Origin of the sequence: Geomicrobium halophilum (assembly GCF_014207655.1) — a bacterium.
Classification (GTDB): Bacteria; Bacillota; Bacilli; order Bacillales; family Marinococcaceae; genus Geomicrobium; species Geomicrobium halophilum.
In genome coordinates, this window is sequence record NZ_JACHHJ010000003.1 from 69,364 (window position 1) to 86,967 (window position 17,604).

General features: G+C 39.0%; 15 protein-coding genes and 3 pseudogenes. All 18 read right to left on the reverse strand.

Features of this window, described 5'->3' with window-relative positions; all coding sequences use genetic code 11:
- Positions 1-570: 570 nt before the first annotated feature.
- Entirely contained in the window at positions 571-1,266 is a 696-nt protein-coding gene (locus HNR44_RS10795; protein WP_184404288.1) for a Type 1 glutamine amidotransferase-like domain-containing protein, read from the reverse strand.
- A gap of 1,481 nt (positions 1,267-2,747) precedes the next feature.
- A complete protein-coding gene (locus tag HNR44_RS10800) occupies positions 2,748-3,347 on the reverse strand; it encodes a DJ-1/PfpI family protein (RefSeq protein WP_184404289.1) in 600 nt (199 codons plus the stop codon).
- A gap of 57 nt (positions 3,348-3,404) precedes the next feature.
- The gene (locus HNR44_RS10805) at positions 3,405-3,545 is read right to left on the reverse strand and encodes a hypothetical protein (RefSeq protein WP_184404290.1); all 141 of its coding nucleotides are present in this window, start codon (positions 3,543-3,545) and stop codon (positions 3,405-3,407) included.
- Between the two features lie 61 nt (positions 3,546-3,606).
- Positions 3,607-4,626 carry a hypothetical protein gene (locus HNR44_RS10810; protein ID WP_184404291.1) on the reverse strand — a complete coding sequence of 340 codons (1,020 nt, stop codon included), beginning with the start codon at positions 4,624-4,626 and terminating at the stop codon, positions 3,607-3,609.
- Between the two features lie 21 nt (positions 4,627-4,647).
- Positions 4,648-5,150: pseudogene (locus tag HNR44_RS10815) on the reverse strand (tyrosine-type recombinase/integrase); the annotation flags it as partial.
- Between the two features lie 56 nt (positions 5,151-5,206).
- The gene (locus HNR44_RS10820) at positions 5,207-5,743 is read right to left on the reverse strand and encodes a GNAT family N-acetyltransferase (RefSeq protein ID WP_184404292.1); all 537 of its coding nucleotides are present in this window, start codon (positions 5,741-5,743) and stop codon (positions 5,207-5,209) included.
- Positions 5,744-6,012: 269 nt separating this feature from the next.
- On the reverse strand, positions 6,013-6,168 hold the full coding sequence (locus HNR44_RS18095) for a hypothetical protein (RefSeq protein WP_425489454.1): 156 nt from the start codon (positions 6,166-6,168) through the stop codon (positions 6,013-6,015).
- Positions 6,169-6,396: 228 nt separating this feature from the next.
- Positions 6,397-6,756 (reverse strand): transposase, encoded by a 360-nt coding sequence (locus HNR44_RS10825; protein WP_184404293.1) that lies wholly within the window; start codon positions 6,754-6,756, stop codon positions 6,397-6,399.
- 137 nt (positions 6,757-6,893) lie between these two features.
- A pseudogene (locus tag HNR44_RS18160) lies at positions 6,894-7,067 on the reverse strand (group II intron reverse transcriptase/maturase); the annotation flags it as partial.
- 8 nt (positions 7,068-7,075) lie between these two features.
- Positions 7,076-8,524 (reverse strand): alanine/glycine:cation symporter family protein, encoded by a 1,449-nt coding sequence (locus HNR44_RS10830; RefSeq protein WP_184404294.1) that lies wholly within the window; start codon positions 8,522-8,524, stop codon positions 7,076-7,078.
- A gap of 98 nt (positions 8,525-8,622) precedes the next feature.
- Positions 8,623-8,844, reverse strand: coding sequence for a hypothetical protein (locus HNR44_RS10835; protein WP_184404295.1), 222 nt, complete (start codon positions 8,842-8,844; stop codon positions 8,623-8,625).
- Between the two features lie 1,728 nt (positions 8,845-10,572).
- Positions 10,573-10,812 carry a hypothetical protein gene (locus HNR44_RS10840; RefSeq protein ID WP_184404296.1) on the reverse strand — a complete coding sequence of 80 codons (240 nt, stop codon included), beginning with the start codon at positions 10,810-10,812 and terminating at the stop codon, positions 10,573-10,575.
- A gap of 283 nt (positions 10,813-11,095) precedes the next feature.
- The gene (locus HNR44_RS10845; RefSeq protein ID WP_184404297.1) at positions 11,096-12,436 is read right to left on the reverse strand and encodes a TrkH family potassium uptake protein; all 1,341 of its coding nucleotides are present in this window, start codon (positions 12,434-12,436) and stop codon (positions 11,096-11,098) included.
- A gap of 11 nt (positions 12,437-12,447) precedes the next feature.
- Positions 12,448-13,125, reverse strand: a complete 678-nt coding sequence (locus HNR44_RS10850) for an NAD-binding protein (protein WP_184404298.1) — start codon at positions 13,123-13,125, stop codon at positions 12,448-12,450.
- Between the two features lie 707 nt (positions 13,126-13,832).
- A complete protein-coding gene (locus HNR44_RS10855; protein WP_184404299.1) occupies positions 13,833-15,164 on the reverse strand; it encodes a DUF2254 domain-containing protein in 1,332 nt (443 codons plus the stop codon).
- Between the two features lie 250 nt (positions 15,165-15,414).
- A pseudogene (locus tag HNR44_RS10860) lies at positions 15,415-15,637 on the reverse strand (transposase); the annotation flags it as partial.
- 504 nt (positions 15,638-16,141) lie between these two features.
- On the reverse strand, positions 16,142-16,381 hold the full coding sequence (locus HNR44_RS17955) for a hypothetical protein (RefSeq protein ID WP_343069469.1): 240 nt from the start codon (positions 16,379-16,381) through the stop codon (positions 16,142-16,144).
- Between the two features lie 5 nt (positions 16,382-16,386).
- Positions 16,387-17,400, reverse strand: coding sequence for a DUF3231 family protein (locus HNR44_RS10870; protein WP_184404300.1), 1,014 nt, complete (start codon positions 17,398-17,400; stop codon positions 16,387-16,389).
- Positions 17,401-17,604: the final 204 nt, after the last annotated feature.

Here is a 17,604-nt window from a genome sequence, read left to right on the forward strand (position 1 = left end):
TAGCGCGCTCAATTATGAAATTTCAAATCCCTCTGTTTAGTTAAGAAAAATCCTTTTTATATCGAACAGCTAGAAGCGATGAATGCAAAAGAATATTTGCCGCATATATTCTTTTGAGAAAATCAAGTCGCACAATATTATTACGAATAACATAATGACTAGACTTTTTGATTCTACTTGTTTTGTTCTTTCGTCAGCTTCACCCATTTTTTTAGGTATACGAACATCAGAATCAATCCGACTAAAAGCAATGAGGTCGAATAATTCGATTGTGTAAGATCATACATAACGGTCGCCATTTTAGCAACCGTTATTCGATTAATGCGCTCTTTTGTTCAAAACTCTTTTTTACACCAAATCATTTATCCGGATCTATTCAAAAGATCCACAAGAAAAATAAGCAGAACAGTACCAGAACTAGTAAGAGAATAATTAGCCAGCCTCTTGTACTCAAGTCCTTAAACTTTGGTCGAACTCTGCCTACTTTTTTATATTTCTCCTGCGTTTCTTTGATTTCTTTATCGTGGGGCTCTTTCATTAGATAAGTGTCCGTTTGCGCAGGGCAGGAGTCTAGGGGCCTAAATATTTAGCTGGCATTATTTCCTCTACAAGCCTACCTTCCATAAAAACTCGATAAGCTTTGGCATTTTTTCTTGATGTTACTATATTGGAGATCTCATCGTTTATATAATGTATACCAACCCCATCATCGGCCGCAATTCCAGATGAGATTTCACGTGATCCCACCATTTTATGATAATTTGGCCTTCGCTCCTTTTCTCCATCATAGTGCGGGCAATGACTACCTTTAAGAAATCCGAGACATTTAAGGGAATCTAACCCATCACCAAAAGAATCGGTAACTCCTTCCTCAAACCAGCATAATGAACCAGCGCTGATTCCTGCCAATACCTTTCCTTCTTTCCAGGCTTTTTTTAGAATTTTATCTATACCCCAATCTCTCCAAAGTGCTAACAAATTTTTTGTATTTCCGCCACCGACATATATAATATCATTTTCCATAATAAAACTATCTAAATCCCTTGTTGGCGGGTTAAATAAAGATAAATGGGTAGGACGGCATTCTTGCTGATTAAAAAATTTATAAAATCTTGAAATATAACCTTCTGCATCTCCACTTGCAGTAGGCAAGAAACATATACTTGGAGTTGTCGTGGAAGCCTGCCTTAGAACATATTGGTCCAATATTGGATTTTCAGGTTCCATTGAAAACCCGCCACCTCCAAGAGCTATAATTTGTTTCATACAATCTACCTCACAAATATGAAAATTATGCTGATGAAAAGCATCTTTTTAAACTAGGTTATTAATCGCATAATTATTGGAACTAATGTAATTAGAAACGCGGCTATTGCTGCGCCGAAAAAACGTTTCGCATGTTCTAAATTTCCTTTTTTTCTCGATATAAATCCTTGAGTACTCAAGAATAATAAGTACAAGAAAGATGTTTCTCATTGAATTCATTGTAAGCAATTTAAATTCTCCTTAAATTTGTAAAAGCCAATAACGATCGCACCCAATTCAGGTACACCTTTATTATACAGATAGGTAAGGGTTTGAAGTTATCGCTCCCTTTTCCCCCTGTTCACACCGCACGTGCGACTTTCATCGCATACGGCGTGCCAACTAATCCAATTCATTCAGTATTTTTATGGGTATGCAAGATGAAATGTAGAGTCAGATGGCTTCGTTCAGACATTGCTCTCGCAAATCATTGACCTTTTTAAGTTGCTTTCTGTTTAAATTGAGAGGGTTTAAAAGGTCTTGTATTTTCTCTCGGTTTTTCAGATTAATGAGAGGGTGAACAGATTCACTCAGATTTACCTTACAGCGTTGGGCATGTATCGGGGCAAGAACTATTTCTTTTATTTTATACAGTTTGCATTCATATCCCTTATACCGTTTCTGTAAGGATTTGGAGAAGTCCTGAAACGTAGCCTCTTTTCTCATTTCATTTAAACGATTATGGAGTGCTTTATTAAGACGATTGTTCAGCTTACTTAAGTCTATCGTTATCCGTGACGCTGCCGAATAGTAATTCTGTATGCTCAAGATAACCAGATTGAATCGCCAAACGTTCTCAGCTGTTTGGTGTTTCTGAATGTTCTTTACAGCTTTTTTTATCTTTGTTTGTGCCTTATCAAGTGCCTTTTTGGTCATGTGTGAACGAGCGACATAGCGTATTCCCTTGTTCGTCTCTTTACGATGGGCTTTAATGCGAAAGCCTAAAAACTCTGATGATTTTTCTTCAGATTAACCACTTTTGATTTTTCTTCACTAATTTCACATATAACAGATTCTTAGTCATCCACAGCTAACCCTACATTTGGTAGTTGATACATTTCTGTATCATGCGCGTCTAGACCCGTACATTCAGAAGTTCGTCAGCAATACAGTATCTTATTGTATTTTACATTGCATGCTCACCATATCTGTTCAACCCAAGCGCCATGATCTACACCACCCCATCGGGTAGGCTTTCGTCAACCGGACTGTTACGGTAAATTCTCGCGCCTATTAGCCTAGCTTATAACACACTCTTCCCTACTAAACAGCGTGCTATTCGACGCAGGGGGAGCCTTTCAGAGCGTTACTTCACCATTCACTCCTCAACATAATCCTTCAGTTTTAAATCTAGAATGCCTGACTTTTACCGAAATTGTGTCTCCACATTTCATTTGAGTCAGGAACGTTTCGCACCCGCATCAGCGCCCGAGTTTAATGGTTTAAACTACGATATCATATTCCATTCTTTCAGCCGTTTTCCGGGCTACCTTTTCACCTAACAATCGTTTGACGATATGAAAAGACATATTGATACCTGCTGAAATTCCGCCAGACGTAATAATATCTTTGTCATCTACAAATTTGACGTTTTGTTTTACATTGACTTCTGGAAATTCTTTTTCTAACCTTTCAAGACTCGCCCAGTGAGTTGTACATTTTCTGTTTTTTAATAAACCTGCTTTTGCTAACAGTAAGGAACCTGTACATACAGAGGCCATAAGTTGAACGTTTTGCTTTTGGTTTTCAATCCACTTTATAACGTTTTCATTATGTATTTCTCGTTCTCTGGCTCCCAAACCACCAGGAATGATTAGAATATCAAATTGCGGCATTTTATCAATGCTATAATCTGGCTGTACTTTTAAACCATTCCGAGCAATCACCATTTTACCTGTTTCCGATACTGTTTCTACGGCGAAAGGTTTTTCACCGTTTTCTAACGTTGTTACAGAAAAAACCTCAAAGGGACCTGCGAAGTCTAAAACCTCTACATCATCAAATAAAAAAACTCCTACTCTCCATCGTTTATTATTACTCACGTGAAACCCTCCTTTAGGGGTTGGGTCTTCAACAAAATGGCCCTTCGTATTATAAGGTCAGCCAGTCATTTCTGGTTGGTATGAATCCAAATTAATTTTGTTTCCAAGATCAGCTTCATCATCTTTCCCGGATGATTTCGGATGAAAAACAGGTGGCCAACTTGATTCCTTATGAAAACTTTTGAATAATTTCCCCATAGATAACCTCCCAATAATTGCTAATTATAACTTGAATCTCCAGGTGGACACAGACTCTATTTCATTCACTGTCTGTAGATTCATTCTCCTCAGGTATTTGCTCTTCTATGGTTGTGGTCACACCAGACGCCACAATATAGAAATAAACGGTCTGATCAGGCTCTTCAGCAAAATAAATTTGATATGTCGAACCCGAAATGTGCTTCAACTGCTCCAACTGACTATCACCCTCATATCCCAAATAAACACTTTCCGCATCTCCGACAGTTTCGACATGATATTGATACATATTTTCATCCGGGTCGAATTGATCCGGGTTCATTTCATACACTGAAGTTTCTTCTTGAATACTAGCTTCTAAATCACTGGTATCCGCACTGCTTTCTACCACTTCTTTTCCTTCTTCTTCCGGCTGAATCGGTAGTCTAAATTGCTGTTCATGAGGCATTCCGCCCATTACGTATACAATGAGCTCGTCGCCTGCTTCAAGTTTTAGCACACCAAGCGATATGGAAAAGTCTCCTTCTTCAGAAACATATGGATCTACGGACCTTGTATCGTCTTGATGCTGATTAGGCAGTTCAAATCTAATGTTTTGTTCAGGGTTGATGGTGCCGTTATACACAACGGTGTTTTCGTAAATATAAGGCATCTCAAGATTTTCTAACACTCCTGGATACACGACATTCCCATCCTGATCAGGTTCCTCTGTTCCGGTCACTTCTTCAGGGTCATAACCTGTTTCAGGGGTGTCTATAACTTCCTCTTCCATGTTATCTCCTTCTTCACTTGTATCATTGCTTTCCGTATAGTCTTCGTTATTGTTTGCTTGATCATTATCCTGATGAGCTTCTTCGTTTTTACTTGAATCATCTTCACTCATGTTAGTATCGCTTGAGACTTCTTCGTTTTCCTCTTCGTCATCATCTTCCTCGTCCGTACCGTCACCAACTTCATTTGTATCATTGTCAGTGTCCGGAACTTCATTACCTATCGTATCCTCTTCACCATCCCCACAAGCCGATAACATTGCTACACTCAGAAAAATCGTGGATGCTGTCTTCGCAAATGTTTTCATCATGTATTCCTCCCCCTACCATGTTTAAAAGTATTTGGTATATAGATCGTATCTTAATTTTCCACTGAGATGAGCATAAATCCTTGTTTTTTCACTCTTTTCATGGCCAAGAAGGCTTTGAATCATTTCAAGAGGGGCACCATTGTCAACCATGTGTGTCGCATAACTGTGACGCAATTGATGAGGATAAATGCTTTTCCTAATTCCGACACGATTCGAAATACGTTTGATAATGTACCTCAAGGAATCGATACTCATTCGGCGTTTGGGTCGGCGCTCTGTGACAAACAAGCGAGGTTCATCATCTTCACGTGCATCCACATACCTTTTCAACCAAATTCCACATCTGATATTAAAATAAACTTTCGTTCCTTATCACCTTTGCCTTGCACAATGACCGAATTAGCCGAGAAATTTATATCATCCCGATTTAATTTGAAATTTTCTCCGATGCGACAGGTCGAATAAAAAAATTCAAACAAGGCATTTTCCATTTATGTATGGCATCCTTCTCTAAGATGATCTGGCCTAGATTCTGGCACAACTTTTATTCCCATTAAAGCACCTTGTTTAGTGAAAAAACCTAAACAAATCTATACATCAAAATATCATCAATGTACTGTCCATCTGACTTTTTGATTTCTTTTTTCCTGCGGCCTTCTACTTCAAAACCAAACTTTTTATATATCTGAATCGCACGGTGGTTATCAGCAAACACACTTAGCCCCACTTTTTCAATCAATGAATTATTTTGAGCCCATTCAAGAAGTACCCTTATTAATGACTGACCAATTCCCAGTTCCCGTGTATATTTCTCAACTGACATTCCAAAGCTCCCACTATGCTCAATATTTTTTCTCGATCCGTTTTGAAAATTTATAAATCCCACAATCTTTGTATCGATTTCTGCAACAAATATTGCAAAGCCGGGGCTGTCAATATGTTCACCAATCCATTGCTTCTCTTCATCAACGGTAATGTTTAATTCTCCCGGACTCGTTACCATATAATTCCCTTCTTCAATAATCGATTGACTTAAGGTTAGAAGTTGTTCTGCATCTTCTACCACCGCCCTGCGAATGATTGCCTTGTTTCCATTTTTAAGTTCAATTGTACTCATTATGGATTCCTTTCCTGAATTTATAGTGCTTTTTACTTCATGCGATCTCCAAAAATGGCTCTATTCTGGTACAACTTTTATTCAATTAAGGCGCCTGATTAGTTGAACAATGTTAGACATCAGCCTCTAAGTTCTTTTTCATGTCTGAAGCAATCTTTTGTTCGTCTTCATGTTCAGATTTCTCAAGCGCATGAATGACCAACTTTTGTCGTTCCCCTCGAGTGGTTTTGACTAATTTTGCCTTACCTTCTATTTTATCGACCTTTATCTTAAAACCTGCAACCCCCCTTGGTCTGGCCTTCAATATATTTAGGATCGACTTCATCCAATTTATATGAGCTATCGGAACCTTCATACTTTAGTACAAGTTCACTTAATGAGTCCTTTAATTCTTTTCTCTCGATAAGTTCGACATACCCATACACATGTGCAGTAATCTAATTCCATATAGGCACTGCTCTATTTGTCTCGTACCAAAACGATGAAGTCACGTAAATACATTCGATTTTTTCATCGATATGCTCTAGCCTCTTACTGACAATATTGGCCATTAAAGTGTTTTTTTAGAGCAATCCGCCTTTAATTTTGTGCCGTAAATCGCGACAAGTTGACCATTGACCAACCCGAAACCTTTTAACATTAAGGTGAATTCTTTAAACAGCTTTTTTTATGGATTTTTGGTTATTCTTCATAAAAACAGATAAAATTCCGTGGTCTGGTTGGAGCTTGCCAATTAGCCACATCAGTTCAATGTTTCTTTTCGTTTCGGTTTCCATCTTGCGAGAGGAACGGATGCCGTTCATATAGCAGTAAAGATAGAGCGTGAGAAGATCTCCCCGGCGATAAGGTTTTTGCCCTGCTTTGGTGCTCGAATACATGTGAAAACCCAATTCTTCCAGGGACAAACTCTCAACATAAGTATCGATGACTCGGACTGGATTTTCTTCTTCTACAAAGCAACGTATTTGGCAAGAAATGATTTGATGTCTATCTTCACCTTCGGTATAAGGCATATGCGCTCATCTCCTTTGAATACAGAGATTCGACAAAAACCATCCATTTCCTTGCCAAATATAAATTGTTAGACAGTCTGACGGTCGACTTCATCACATACGACGTTCCAGCTAATCCAATTCATTCAGTGGTATACATTATCGTTATATTCAATGGAACGCCTAGGAATAAATTGCCTCATTACATGGGTAAGCGTCTGTTTATTAATCGCCCGCAAGCTTTGATGAATTTTATTCCTACCTGTGGTCGTGTAGTTACAGATCGTTTGAGAGAAGTTTAGATTTACCTTGCAGCGTTGGGCATGTTTCGGCTCTACACTCACTTTCTCCGCTCGGGACTTGAATCCTCTTCTCCCTCTCCCCAGCACTCGGTGTTTTTGATCTCCGGATATTTTTCTACATTAAATTTCGGATCTTTTCCTTGTTTTCGCTGATCGGTATAGTCCTTGAGTACAGTTACTGCTGTTTTCGTTAAAATCAAGATAACAAAAATATGCAAAATAGCCATTAGGGCCATGAATAAATCAGCCATTGTCCAGACAAGTTCGATGGTAGCGACGCCGCCCGCGATTCCGAGGATGAGGAATGCGATGCGATAAATGGTTAGCCAATGACTGTTCGGACGGACAAATTCGATATTTGTTTCCCCGAAGTAATAGTTACCAAGGACAGAGCTATAGGCAAAGAACAAAAGAGCGATGGCGACGAAAGCCGTTGCCCACCCGCCGACATGTTCACTCATAGCCGCTTGTGTAATTGCTGCGCCTTGCTCTTCTGCAAGCAAATAATCGCTGGATAATAATATGAGCAAAGCCGTACAGGTACAAACGATCATTGTGTCAAAAAAGACACCAAAGGATTGTAATAATCCTTGTTTGGCCGGATGGGAGACGTTTGCAGCTGCGGCAGCGTTTGGGATGCTCCCCATCCCTGCTTCGTTCGAGAACAGCCCACGGCGGGCTCCTTCCATAATCGCTGCGCCCATTCCTCCTCCTAGCATCTCAGACACGCCAAATGCTTCATTAACAATTTGAGCAAGCAGTGTTGGCACTGCATCAATATTAATGATAACGACATAAAGAGCGACAGCCATATAAGCGACAGCCATAAATGGGACGACGAACTGTGTCACTTTTACAAGCCGTTTAACCCCACCGAATATGATAAAAGAAGTTAGGACAGCTAAAATCAGTGCGAGGATAAGGCGATCCATTCCAAAGGCGGTTTCGAATGAATCAGTGATCGTATTCACTTGTACCGCGTTAAATATCATGCTGAATGTTAGCACGATCAATATGACATATATGATGCTTAACCATCGTTTCCCCAATGCTTTTTCAATGTAGTATGCAGGGCCTCCACGGTAACGGTCACCGTCCTTAACTTTATAGAGTTGTCCCAAGGTACTCTCGATAAATCCTGTGGCCATCCCGACTGCAGCGATTACCCACATCCAGAAAACCGCGCCGGGGCCACCGACCGCGATCGCGAGGGCGACACCAGTAATGTTCCCCGTTCCTAAACGTGCTGCAGCGCTTATCGTAAACGCCTGAAACGCGGAAACACCGGTGCTATCGCTCTTCTTTTCTGTGATAACGCGGATCATTTCCGGAAACATTCGAATTTGCAAAAAATTAGATCGGAACGTAAAATATAGCCCCGCGATGATTAACAGGCCGATCAAAATGTATGTCCAGATAAAATCGTTTACCCCTTCAACAATACTTTCAAGAAAGGGAAGTTCTAATACGAATTCATTAACAAACATATGATGCCTCCTTAGCTCTTCTTTACTCCTATAAAGGGCCACATTTCAGATAATTAAGTAACCAAAATAATATATTATTTTGGTTGACTTTTTCGTCATCATTTCTTGCCTGTCATTACTTTTTTATAATTATCAGGATCTGTCGCTCCTTCCGTATTGATGATAAGAACATGGGCATTTTCATCCAAGTTTACTGCGTCTCTTAACTCTTTATGCTGATCATTTTTCATCATTGCATATAATAGTCCGGCCGGCACGGCACCAGACTCACCTGCTGTGATTATTGGATCGTTTGAAACCGGGTTGCCTAATAGCCGCATTTCCTTAGCTGCAATATCGTCAGAGCATGATACAAATCCAGTGTAGAGCCATAAAATAGAAGAAGACGAACTTATAAAGTTCGCCTCCTACACTAATCGCAATTCAGATCGGCATGAAATCGGCACGAATGTGCCAACGAAATGCCCTTATATAAAGCTGTCCGAGACTTAACCAATCGAACCTTCCATCTCGAAGCGAATTAATTTTGACTTTCAAATAAAATCATTCACCACACGAAACCCTTGATATATAAGGGTTTTTCCAATTTCTTTTGCAAATCATTTCAATGAAATTAAAAATAAAACGGGCAAAAAACGGGCATTAAAGTTCGAAGAAGAAATTACATCATGCTGCCCTTATCTTAACCATATTCACCTGTGTTTACAAAGTCCTTTTCCCTTGTGTGAATATATATTTTCCGCAGTAATAAGGAACGTAGGTTCGTTTAATTTCATCAATAAACGCTTTTTTCGTTACTTTTTTGTTACCTTTTAAAAAGTAACATCTCAATTCCTGTCATCAACAATCGCACTCCTTCAGAAAGTTTAGTGTGTCAGTCTTTATATTGGTGCGATCGTTGGGACTTGAACCTACACGGAAGTTTATTCCCACTAAGCCCTCAATGCTGCGAAAGCACATCATCATCATTTATTGTTTTTTCCTGTTTAATTAGTGTTTTTATTATATCCAGTTTTATTAATTTACTATTTATTACACCCACCGTGGAACACCTAAGGAACACAAATTATAAAAATCGAAACGGACAATTTCGTAATTTCATTTTTAATCATTCGAATTTATGAAGAGTTACAACCATTTTCCAACTAAACGTCAACCATGAATTGTTTATTATACAATCGCTTTTTCTCCAATTGTGTATCATTTTATTGCAAAAGAAACGATTTTAGTGGAGCAAATGGGTTATTCAATTCTTGTGTTAAGGATTATGTTCATTATCCTCCTGATCTATATCAACAAGCGAATACAAAGGAATTTTCTTAAAATATAGTTATACTGATTTTGAAAATGGCATCTTTGTCTTTTTGTCGGAAGATAAAAAAACAATGGAAGTCCGGGTTTTAAAACGAAAAGTTTACACCCACAATCGCCCATTAGCAGAAGAATCATTAAAATGAATTTTTTATTGCTCTTTTCGACGCTATCACCTGTCAGTAATTCCCCTAAATTTAGCCCCGCAATCTTGGCACTCCAGGGCAATCGCCGGGAGCAACAAGTAGGTGGGAAACACCCATGGATAAATGGCGGATACAGCGTTTATATGGCGTCCCGTTGCGTTTAACCTGTTCCGAGCGACTAACCAGAGATATGATCGATAGGCGTTATCTCAAAGATCATGTTCTTCTCGTTATCGAATGAACTTTGTTTAATATCGAGGTCTGGAGGAGCAATTACTTGATGCAATGATTATGTACCTGATCGCTTCACTATGTTTTTTGGTTGCAGGTGATTTTCCATTTACGTAGTTTCATAACCATATTTGTCCTTATTTTTCAGCCATAGATTTTAATTTAAAAGAATACTATAATAATGATCATAATGGATTATTGAGTAACAAGCAGTAAAATCAGTGTAATTCTAATTGGAAAAACAACTACCCATATTAACATTGACCATAATATGACCTTTCGTATTACTCTAATAAGATCCCCCCGAAAACTTACCCTTGAAAAATGTTGGGAAACACACGAATGCTACCATCCATAATTTTAATCGGATAACAAAACGTCATTTTTATCATCCATAAATTCCATAAGCATTAATCCAACTTCTGTGGTTCTGCTATCATGAGACATCGCAAATTTCATCATGGCATAGTCTCGTGAACGCTCCCGCCATTGATCACCTCCTCCTTCCCAGACTTGTTTTTTGTATATAGATTTCGCTTTTCGTTCATTTCGTGCTTTAATCAATGCATAAAATGGGGAAACAAATTCATAGTACTTCATCCTCTAGCTGTTCTCCTTCATCAAAACCAAGTATTCAATTGCAATGATACGTCACGTTCTTTTTGCCCTTCATCTTCATCGTTTTTAACCACTGTGTTCAAAAAAGACAAAAAGAGCCCGCAAATGAGCAGACTCCACCAGTTAACACACACGTATTCATTTTTTAATCGATATCCTTAATTCAAGTTCAATCCCTTGTTGTATATTCAGTAGACTAATACAGAAACCATACAATGTCAATCCAATTTATTTGAAAAATATTTGACTTTTTATCAGTCCCTTTTTAGCCGATAAGCACTTTATCTTCAGGATAACTGATTTTGCTTGGTTTTTGTTGATATGTCAGTGCATACGCAAGCGTCAAAGGCCCCAATCTCCCCACGAACATTGTAATGATCGTAATGATTTTGCCTGCCGGAGACAGTTCCTCTGTTAACCCCATAGAAAGCCCGGTAGTGCTGAACGCCGAGACGGCTTCAAATAATACTGTTAAAAAATGAACATCATGAATGTCCTCAGTGATCGACAATAACAATGTGGTCCCCACGATCCAAACTAACGAACTGACCACAACAGCTAGAGCCCGCATGACCGTTTCTATGGCAATTTTTCGATTAAACGCATGCACTTGTTGGCCACTCCTAAACGTATTGATCGTTGCAAGCACAAGGATGGCAAATGTGTTTGTTTTAATACCCCCGCCGGTGCCGCCTGTTGAAGCACCAATAAACATAAGCACGATGATAAAAAATTGGGAAGCCACAAGCATACTCCCAATATCAAACGTGTTGAAACCTCCACTCCTTGGTGTAGCACTTTGAAAATAAGCTGATAATAATCGCTCAGAAATGAGTAATCCTTCAGTTGCCGGGTTAAAAAGTTCAACGATGAGAAGAAAAAGGAAGCCTACGACCAAAAGCCCACCGGAAGTCACAAGCGAAAGCTTAGAATGCAAGGAAAGTTCTCGTAACGATCGTTTCCGATATAAGTCAACCAACACCATAAAACCTAGGCCGCCAACAATAAAAAGCACGGACAAGCTAAGATTGACAACGGGATCGCCGATATAATCTTCCATACTGTTGGCATAAAGCGAGAAGCCTGCGTTATTAAAGGCCATGACTGAATGAAAGAAGGCAGAGTACGCCGCCTGTGTCCATGGCTGTTCACTACTCCAGTGAATCGTGAGAATCAGAGTAACAATGGCTTCCAATAGCAAAGCCATGCCCAGCATGATCATGGCTAACCGAATCAACCCACGTGCCGAAAACGTGTTTGTCGTAGACTGAAGAAGCAAACGGTATTTCAATCCCATCACCTTGCCTACCAAAACCGCAACCGACACACCGAAAATCATGAAACCAAGGCCGCCAAGTTGAACGAGAATAATCATCACTATTTGCCCAAACATGGAAAAGTCTGTACCAGATTCCAATACAGCAAGGCCAGTGACGCATACAGCTGAAACGGCCATGAATAAAGCATCCAAAAAACCAACGCTCTCGCCATCAGCTGAAGCTTGTGGGAGAGCCAACAAAATCGTCCCTATAAAAATTAGGACAACAAAACCAAGTACAATCCATTGAGGAGGATTAACATGAAGGGTTTTTTTTAACATGGCCATGAGTCCAACACCTACTTCTGCTTGCTTTTCTCCCGGTAATCTTTTTGAAGGCGACGGATATCCTTATGCTTCCCGATGATTGTAAGAATATCACCGTGATGAATTTGATCTTCAATATGAGGGGATATATTCACCTCTTCATCTTCATCTTTAATCGCCATCACAATACACCCATATATCTTGTTGATCTTTAATTTCTGGAGAGTGCATCCATCCATCGCTTTCGGTGCCCGGATTTCGGCCATATGATACTCAGATGAGAGTTCTAGGTAATCAATCATATTACTGGAACTCAGCAAGTTCCCCAGACGATCTCCCATGTCCCGTTCCGGAAAAACGATATTGTCAGCCCCGATTTTACTAAGCGCTTTCCCGTGGTAATCATCTTTTGCTTTTGCTGTTATCTCAGCGACATTTAATTCCTTTAGAATCAGTGTCGTTAAAATACTGGCCTGTAAATTTTCGCCTATCCCAACAATAGCATGGGAAAATTTATGTAAACCTAATTGTTCTAATGCGGTCTCGTCCGTCGCATCGACTTGAACTGCATGTGTGACTTTCGGGGCGATCTCTTGTATGATTTGTTCATCTTTATCAATCGCTAACACATCATTTTCATTTTCAACCAGCGTTTCCGTTACACTCTGCCCAAATCTTCCAAGACCAATGACAACAAATTGATTTCTCACACCAATCCTCCTTGCAATAGATGTGTACTGACCCTCAAAAGAATGCGGCTAACCAAGAAAACCAATTTTTATCACAAAATGTTAGTTTTCTCTCTTAATAGCAAAGGATAATGGTTAAAACCCCTTATTTCAAGGGGATTCAGGCGGACATCATGCCGCCCTAATCTTAACCATATTCAAATGTATTCACAAAGTTCTTTTCCCCTTGTGTGAGTATATATTTTTCCGCAGTAATAAGGAACGTAAGTTCGTTTAATTTCATCAATAAATGCTTTTTTCGTTACTTTTTTGTTACCTTTTAAAAAGTAACATCTCAATTCCAGTCACCAACAATCGCACTCCTCCAGAAAGGTTGGTGTGTCAGTCTTTATATTGGTGCGATCGTTGGGACTTGAACCTACACGGAAGTTTATTCCCACTAGGCCCTTAATGCTGCGAAAGCACATCATTTATTGTTTTTTCCTGTTTAATTAGTGTTTTTATTATATCCAGTTTTATTAATTTACTATTTATTACACCCATCGTGGAACACCTAAGGAACACAAATTATAAAAAATAGAAACGGACAATTTCGTAATTTCATTTTTAATCATTCGGATTTAGTAAGGGTCGCACACCAATTTTCCAACCAAACATCATCCATTATGAACTGTTACTATACACACACCTGAATTATTCTTCCAAAGGTATCTATTTTTCGATCTGCATTAATCATCTGTAACACTTTCCGGAACATCATGGCTAGTGACTTCAGCTATTTGGTAAAGTTCAGATTTAAGATAACTTTTGTCCAGTGACAGAAGAACTTCTTTATTTAGTCCCTCGTAGACATACATGGCAAATTTCCATATCGTCTCTTGGAGATTGGATGGGGTATTTGCCGCGATAAGTTTAAGGACGTTAAGAATAGCCGTTGTCACGGACACATCTTCATTCCCATAATGGCGAATCTGAAAAAAAGCCTTATAAAGATAATACGAGAAATCAGGATGTTTGATCGTTAAACGTTGTTGTTGCTGACTATCATAAAGTTCAGGTTGCAGCCATTCCTTGTTCCCCAATTTTATGAAAATCTCTCCAATCCTGTTAATACAATTAATAGCCGTATGTGGATCGTTGGTAGATGGAGAAATAGCTCTTAAGGCAATTTCCACTATCTTTTGAATAGAGAACTCAATGTCTTGAACACCTGTCCGCTCCGTCCCTACTTTCACACAGGCTCTATACTTTTCTGTATTAGTAATGGGATGATCAGGAGCTTGATAATAGGTTAATAGCGTCATTCCTGTAACGACAAAATCGCCGACATAAACGTTCATCCGAACCGTAATATTATCTTGCTCAATATAGTTCATAAGCATAGAAAAATCAATTAAATTAATATATCCCGCGTGTTTTGCCGTGATTTTACCTTCTTCTTGTTGGGAATTAATATTTGAGAAGTCATTTTGTCTCGGGTCTTTTTGATACCGGCGCACATCATCATTTAGGCGCCCAATGGTTGTTAACGCTTCTTTTGTCAATCGATTAATTAAATTATTGACTTGGATAAATTTAGCCACATGATTGATAAAATAAACAAATGCAGCTACCCCAATAATTGCAATCACACCAGCAAGAACAGGCGTCAAGAGTATGCTTTCATTGCCCGGTGATCTCAATTGCAGGAAGGCGACTAAATGATAGATAAACCCACCGATAAAAATCGCCAATATATGCTGTGTTTTTCGATCTGAAATGAAATTTTGCAACGTTCGTGGTGAAAATTGACTTGAAAACGTCGTCAAAACAACCATGATTGTTGAAAAAGTGATCGTTGTCATTGTCAGAGTGACTGTTGTTAATGTACTTAATAATTCAACTCCCAGATCAGTGTCAGGAACAAGAACAGCAGGAGCGATGGTTTTTAATTCATCTTCGGTAAAGGAAAAATCAATCTGAGTCGATGCAATAGCCAATACAATACTTATGATTCCATAAATGACGGGTAAAAACCAAAAACTTTGCTGGATCATTATCCATAGTTTCGTTCGTTTCATAACCTAACGCTCTAACACTCCCTTTAAATGCTAAAAGTATGTTAACACACAGCTTCTTTACAGTCATTATGAAATTTCTTCAGTATCACTCACTTTTGAGAGATTTGCTATGATATTAAAAAAGAATGGACACACGAGCCGTCATGCATAATAGCATAAATCCATGTTTTATGAATCAATTTCATAATTGCTCTTTTTAAAAGAGCAAAGACGTGCAGAATTTAAAAACACATGTTTTTTAAAGCATCATCTAAGCAACTCGTGATTGATTGAGCTGGGTATTGATACGATCTACGGCCAATTTTGACGCATTGTAAACAAGGATAACGATATTAAAATGGATTTTGGCGCGTTTTCCTGTCCGATAACGAACATTATTGAGTTGAAAGAATGCCTTTAAGTACACGTTCGACTGCTGAGCGACGCTTGTAAATGTCCTTCCACGCTTTGGAATCCCGGGAGGGCGTTGTGTAGAAGTGCCACCACAAACGGCTGATCGTAACAAGTTGATTAAACAAAAGTAATACGAGGTGACATTATGGGTATTTTTGCACAACGAGAAGTTTTATTTCAGAATTATCACCCAATGAAAAAGGGCACTTTCTTATTCCACAAAAGCGCTCATTCGTATTTAAGGGAGCATCCATCGATGTTACCGCCATACTCCCCTGAATCATTGTTCAATAAAAATAAAGATCTTTATTTGGAAAAAAAGTTGTTTACTGTTATTCAACGATCGGCGAGCGCGCCTCGTTTGCGGGGTTATTCTAATTTTTATGCATGAGAATTCTTCGAACAATGAATCCTATTGCAAACCCCGGAATCGTTGCAAGAATGGGAAGCCAGATCGGTCCGAATACAATCCCAAAGATGCTTTGTGCTGAATAAGCAACGGCAATAGTGGTAATAAATGCACTCGTGGCGAATGGCAAAAACATATAAGCGTGCCAATCGCCACCTGCTTCTTTGTAAGCATCTCAAATGCCAAAAAAATATAGGCATGGATAAAACATGATCCATAAATAATCGGCTTGTTGCACAGCTTCCTGCGTATACCCTTGAAAACTTAAGACAATGAGTGTATTTAGATTTCCTTGGACATTAACGAGAATCTCAATGACGATGAATGCGATTCCTTTGACATAGGAACGATGAAGCAATTGGGCAAAACCCGGAAATGTTATCCCCCATAAAATCGCTTCTAGTTTTTTCTCCATTCTGATCAGTTCTTTTGTTTAATGATTTTATCACGGTCATCGGCTCTCGGTGGTTCTTCCATCCATTGATTGTCAATCATGATATCCATGCCGTCATTCGCATAACTAGCAATTTCAGCCGTAAGTTTGGTATACATCGCAGGCAAATCATTCCGCAAGCTTGCTCCTGCGGCTACTCCGTAACGGCCTACACTCTGTTGGATTAATGAATTAATGAGAAACATCATCAACTTATCTGAAAACGGTGGTTCCGTAGAATCTAAAGTAGCTGCGTCCCAAGTCATGGGTGATTGAATGTCACTTTCCAATAACTTATCTGAAAATGTTTTAATGTGTTGTTTAGCAATGTCTTTTCCTTTTAACATAAAATCTCTTACCTTTTGGGATTCAGCGGTTTGACCGAAACCACCGCACACCATAAAACCAAGGAGATTCGTCTCTAAATTGGTATATATATGAGAAATTTCAATCGCATTCAGCGGTCTTTTATCATTAAATATTAAGAAACTCCCTTTATATGTTTGACGATCCACAAAATCCACATGACGAGGGATAGAAATCGTCGGCGGTCGGATCAACAATCCTTTCGTAAGCATCAATTCCGTCGTTTTATCATACATCTGGTAATTGTCTGTTAAACACTTGGCAAAAAAATCACGGACATCCTTACGTGTAGCCGTTGCATGAAACGAAGCATATTGCGGGGTTGCTAACTTACCATTTTTATTAAGGTAATCCAGAAAAAAGGTATCATCATACAATGGTTTAGCATTCGAATTCACATCGTGTTCAGTAAACCCAACAGGAACCGGGAAGTTTTCGCCTTCAAAAATCGTTCGGATGGTGTCCATGTTCTGAACAGACTGATCATAGGCTTCTTGAACCAACGGGGGTATATCTTCGTCCTCAGCAACTAATTGAAGGCCGTAAGTATAGAAACACTTAAACATACTGTTTACCATATAAGTAGTCCACAAACTTCCCATCTCAGAGGAAGTTAACAATTTATGACTTTCCAAATAAAACCCCTCCAAATACGATTTATCCGTATTTTACCCCCCCCCCCGAAAAAATATGTATTTTTTTCAACAATCTGGTCTGATTTTGAAGGACACCACCTTATTCAATATAAGCGCCTTTTCGCGGAAAATAATAATCATCGTTACTAAAATCGGTAGTTACTCATGCCTTCCGCAAAATTACATAAAAACTAAAATAACACC